This is a genomic window from Streptomyces sp. NPDC056948, from assembly GCF_042674225.1.
Classification (GTDB): domain Bacteria; phylum Actinomycetota; class Actinomycetes; order Streptomycetales; family Streptomycetaceae; genus Streptomyces; species Streptomyces purpurascens.
The window spans coordinates 1-4,017 of the sequence record NZ_JBHUQX010000614.1 but is presented as its reverse complement, the minus strand read 5'-3'; the positions used below and the strand labels follow the sequence as shown (position 1 = coordinate 4,017).

Sequence of the window (4,017 nt, the reverse complement as noted above, 5' to 3'; positions counted from 1 at the left end):
CCCAGGTCGTGTCCGGCACCCGGGTCGTGTCCGGCCTAGAAGGGGTACGGGGCCACGTCTGCGCGTACCGTCGTCCAGCGCAGTTCGGTGAAGGCCTCCAGATTGGCCTCGCCGCCGAAGCGGGCGCCGGTGCCGGAGGACGCCACCCCGCCGAACGGCGCCACGGCCTCGTCGTTCACGGTCTGGTCGTTGATGTGGACGATGCCGGTCGGTATGCGGTCGGCGAGGTCCAGGCCGCGGGCCGGGTCCCGGGTGACGATGCCCAGGGAGAGGCCGTACGGGCCCTGCGCGGCCAGCGCCGCCGCCTCGTCGGCGGTGGTGAAGGAGCGTACGGGCGCCACCGGTCCGAAGACCTCCTCCGTGTACGCCGGGGTGTGGTCGTCGACATGGGCGAGGACGGTGGGCCGGTAGAAGAGCCGGTCGTGCGTGCCGCCCGCTGCGATCTTGGCGCCCGCCGCCCTGCTGGACTCGACCAGCCCGCTGATCTTGGCGAGCTGCCCGGAGTCGATGATGGGTCCCAGGTGGACCTGCTCGCGGTACGGGTCGCCGACGGCGAGGGAGTCCGCCTTGGCGGCCAGCCGCTCGACGTACTCGTCGTACAGGGACGCGTGCACCAGGTGGCGTCCGGTCGTCATGCAGATCTGGCCCTGGTGGAAGAACGAGCCCCAGGCGGCGGTGGAGATCACCGCGTCGAGGTCGGCGTCCGCCAGCACGATCATGGCCGAGTTGCCGCCCAGTTCCAGGTGCGCCCGCTTGAGGTGACGGCCGGCGGCCTCGCCGACGGCCCGTCCGGCGGCGGTGGAGCCCGTGAAGGAGATGACCGGCACGCGCGGGTCGGAGACCAGGGCCTGTCCGGCGTCCGGGCCGCCGGGGAGCACGTGCAGCAGGTCCTGCGGCAGGCCCGCGGCGGCGAGGACCGCCGCCAGGGACAGTCCTCCGCAGACGGCCGTGCGCGGGTCCGGCTTAAGGAGGACCGCGTTGCCCAGGGCCAGGGCGGGTGCGACGGAGCGGATGGACAGGATCAGCGGGGCGTTGAACGGTGAGATGACGCCCACCACACCGGCCGGGACGCGGCGCGTGTACGACAGGCGCGGCGCCTCGCTGGGCAGGACCTGGCCGGCCGGGCGGGAGGCGAGCGCGGCGGCCTCGTAGCACTCCTGGGCGGCGACATGCAGTTCGAAGTCGGCCTTGCCGGGGACGGAACCGGACTCGCGGACGATCCATTCACGCAGTTCGGCGGCGTGCGCGGTGAACAGGTCGCCCGCCTTGCGGAGTACGGCGGCGCGCGCGAAGTGCGGGGCGCGGGCCCACTCGCGCTGGGCGGCGGCCGCGCGCCCGGCGGCGGCACCGACGTCCTCGGGGGTGGCGAGGGCGAGGGTGCCGAGGGCTTGGCCGGTGGCGGGCTCGGTGACGGTGTACCCGGGCCCCGCGAGGGCGTAGGGCTGCCAGGTCCTGGTGTCGAGCAACGGCATGACGGCTCTCCGATCGATCGGTCACCGGCGTACGGGATGAGTGAACTCCCGTCGGAACTGGGCCGGTTCGGCGGTCACAGGGCGGGGCGCGGCGATCCGGGGCAGCCGTGTGGGCTGCGGCCGCGTTCGCACGCGCCCCCATTTTGTTGATGATGCAACATCCTAGTCATGCCTCAGGGCGACGACCGGCGCCGCCTGTCGGCCGGGGAATTCCGTTCGCCTGCCGAGGAGTTGCCCTCCGGCGGGTCAACTCGAGTCGCGGTGCAGCACCGTCGCGCCCAGCACCTTGTGTGTCTCGGGCTCGGTCCCGGGCTTGCGCACGGCGCGGTCGACCAGTTCGGCGAGTTCACGGCCGGAGGGCAGCTCCAGGTGGACGGTGCTCAGCCGCGGCCGCAGCAGCCGGCCGAGCATCAGATCGTCGGCGCCGACCACGGCCGTCTCCTCCGGGATGCGGATGCCCTCGTCCTGCAGGGCCCGCATCAGCAGCATCGCGTACTCGTCGTTGTAGGTGAACACGCCGTCCAGGCCGAGGGTCCGCCAGCGGGCGGCGAGGCGCGCCGCGGCCTGTTCCTCGTAGGCGAGGGGCAGTTCGGTCACCGTGGCGTCGGTGCCCCGCAGGGAATGGCGCACACCGTCGAGCCGGGGCGCGGAGAACGCCTCGAGGCCGGGTTCCTGCGGGACGACGACGCCGATCCGGCGGCGGCCGCGGTCGTAGAGGTGGGCGCCCGCGCTGTAGCCGACGACGTCGTGGTCCATGAGCAGGGCGTGCGCGCCCTCGATGGTCTCGGGGCCGAGGGTGACCACGGCCCGGGCCCCGGAGCGTTTGAGTACCGCCACTCCGCGCGGACCGAGTCCGGAACCGGGCACCAGCACGGCCACGGGCCGCAGTTCGGCCCAGGCGCGGGCGGCGTCGTCGCCGTGCGGGCCGCCGGTGCCGTACTGCACGACCGTGTAGTCCAGGCCGCCGAGCGCGACCTGGAGGTCGGTGAGGAACCGGCTGTAGAGCGGGCCGACGGGGAAGGTCGGCGCGGGGATCAGGACCATACGGCTGTGCCCGGCGCGCAAGGAGCGGGCCGCCGCGTGCGGCACGTACCCGAGTTCCTTCGCGGCCTCGTGGACCCGGCGGCGCGTGGGCTCGCTGATCCGTACGGCGCTGGTGTTGTTGAGGACGTAGGAGACGGTCGCGCGCGAGACGCCGGCCAGGCGGGCCACATCGGCGCTCGTGGGCACGGAGCGCATCGGTGCGGGGGACGGGGGCGCGGGCGTTTTCGGTATCTGCACCATGACGTACGGCATCTTGGCAGAAGCCTCAATGCGCGCTTCCGGCGGGGGAGTTGTGACGAAGCCGTGAGCGTTCACGGGGGGGCGACGGGCGTCTCTAAGGGGTGGATTCCGCGCCCGTCAGCCGGTCGACCAGGTCGGTCCACGCCTCCTCGAGGCGGGCCAGGGGTATCCCGCACTGCTTGGTCAGGTGGTGGATCAGGGCCGGGTCGAGCTGGCCCATCAGCGTGTGGGAGAGGAGTTCGCAGTCCGCTTCGGGGATCGCCTGACGCAGGAGCACGGCCACGTGGTGGCGCAGCACGCTGCGCGCCGGGCTGATGAAGCGGCGGTTCGCGCCCGGCTCTGCCGCCAGCTGCAGCTCCAGGTCTTCGTTCGACCGGTGGAGCATCGCGCGGCCGAACGCCCGCAGCCGCTCCACGGGCGGCGCTCCGGGTCCGAGCGGCGGCGGGCCGCTGAGGAACGCGGCCTGGAACTTCTTCTCGGAGTGGTCGAGCAGCGCCGTCAGCAGGCCCGTCCGGTCGCCGAACCGGCGGAAGACCGTGCCCTTGCCCACGCAGGCCGCCGCTGCCACCGCCTCCATGGTGACGCCGTCCGCGCCGCGCTCCGCCACCAGCCGCCCGGCGGCCTCCAGCAGCCGGGCCCGGTTGCGCGCGGCGTCGGCCCGCAGGCACGGCTCGTCGACCTCCGGGGCGTTCTCGAGCTGGAGCAGCTCGGGAAGGGCGACGGGCTCCTGGGGCGTCGGGAAGGGGGGCGGGGCGGTGGACATGAAGCCAGCGTAAAGCATCGGGAACAAAACTGGACCGCGGTCCGGTTAGGATGCTAGAAACAATAAGCGGACCTCGGTCCGGATCGTAACGGCTGTGTTTCGCAGCAGTCTTTCTCTACGTGGGAGTCAGCATGTCTGTTCGCATCCTCGCGCTCGTCGGCAGCCTTCGCGCCGGGTCGCACAACCGCCAGCTCGCCGAGGCGGCCGTCAAGCTCGCCCCCGAGGGTGCCGAGGTGAACCTGTTCGAGGGCCTCGCCGAGATCCCCTTCTACAACGAGGACATCGACGTCGAGGGCAGTATTCCGGCCGCCGCCGTGAAGCTGCGCGAGGCCGCCGAAGCGGCCGACGGTCTGATCCTGTTCACGCCCGAGTACAACGGCACCATCCCGGCCGTCCTGAAGAACGCCATCGACTGGCTGTCCCGCCCGTACGGCGCCGGTGCGCTCAGCGGCCTGCCGGTCGCCGTGGTCGGCACCGCCTTCGGCCAGTTCGGCGGTG

General features: G+C 72.7%; 4 protein-coding genes. 1 reads left to right on the top strand and 3 read right to left on the bottom strand.

Translation table 11 applies throughout. The annotated features are described in order from the left end of the window. Positions 1 to 35 precede the first annotated feature (35 nt). The 3 genes from ACFTZL_RS42195 to ACFTZL_RS42185 all read right to left on the bottom strand — a co-directional run bounded on the left by ACFTZL_RS42195 (position 36) and on the right by ACFTZL_RS42185 (position 3,519). The gene (locus ACFTZL_RS42195; protein ID WP_382595110.1) at positions 36 to 1,472 is read right to left on the bottom strand and encodes an aldehyde dehydrogenase family protein; all 1,437 of its coding nucleotides are present in this window, start codon (positions 1,470 to 1,472) and stop codon (positions 36 to 38) included. 246 nt (positions 1,473 to 1,718) lie between these two features. Further along, positions 1,719 to 2,768, bottom strand: a complete 1,050-nt coding sequence (locus ACFTZL_RS42190; protein WP_382595107.1) for a LacI family DNA-binding transcriptional regulator — start codon at positions 2,766 to 2,768, stop codon at positions 1,719 to 1,721. An 82-nt stretch (positions 2,769 to 2,850) separates the two neighbouring features. Beyond that, a complete protein-coding gene (locus tag ACFTZL_RS42185) occupies positions 2,851 to 3,519 on the bottom strand; it encodes a TetR/AcrR family transcriptional regulator (RefSeq protein ID WP_382595104.1) in 669 nt (222 codons plus the stop codon). A gap of 131 nt (positions 3,520 to 3,650) precedes the next feature. Here ACFTZL_RS42185 and ACFTZL_RS42180 point away from each other — a divergent pair. Further along, a partial coding sequence (locus tag ACFTZL_RS42180; RefSeq protein WP_382595101.1) for an NADPH-dependent FMN reductase occupies positions 3,651 to 4,017 on the top strand: 367 nt, incomplete at its 3' end.

Bases quoted from the DNA above. Each gene is read 5' to 3' on its own strand.
- ACFTZL_RS42195 (WP_382595110.1), bottom strand. From the start codon at position 1,472: ATGCCGTTGCTCGACACCAGGACCTGGCAGCCCTACGCCCTCGCGGGG.
- ACFTZL_RS42190 (WP_382595107.1), bottom strand. From the start codon at position 2,768: ATGCCGTACGTCATGGTGCAGATACCGAAAACGCCCGCGCCCCCGTCC.
- ACFTZL_RS42185 (WP_382595104.1), bottom strand. From the start codon at position 3,519: ATGTCCACCGCCCCGCCCCCCTTCCCGACGCCCCAGGAGCCCGTCGCC.